The following is a 304-nucleotide window of genomic DNA, read 5'->3' on the forward strand; positions in this document are numbered from 1 at the left end:
GTGAATCTCATGAAGTAGAAAGATGGTTGATACAAGCAGGGTATCCATACGCTTTAACGGTTGAACGTTTTCAGGGGTTAAAAATATTTATGATGCTTGTAGGCTTTATAATGGGAGTATTGTTAATGATTATTGGCTTCCCATTCGCGCAATTTTTAATTCTTTTCTTGCCTCTGATTGGTTATTTTGCAACGATTTTTTGGCAGAAGGGAAAAGCGACAAAAAGGCAGGATGAGCTTGGTTTCTCTTTACCAGACTTCCTTGATACGGTCAGTGTCACGCTTCAAGCCGGCCTTGGTTTGGA

At 40.1% G+C, this 304-nt stretch carries 1 pseudogene; it reads left to right on the top strand.

Annotation, left to right across the window (positions count from 1 at the left end):
- Positions 1–304: pseudogene (locus PZE06_RS27855) on the top strand (type II secretion system F family protein); the annotation flags it as partial.

The sequence above is a fragment of the Robertmurraya sp. DFI.2.37 genome, from assembly GCF_029211245.1.
Taxonomy (GTDB): Bacteria; Bacillota; Bacilli; order Bacillales; family Cytobacillaceae; genus Robertmurraya; species Robertmurraya methanolica_A.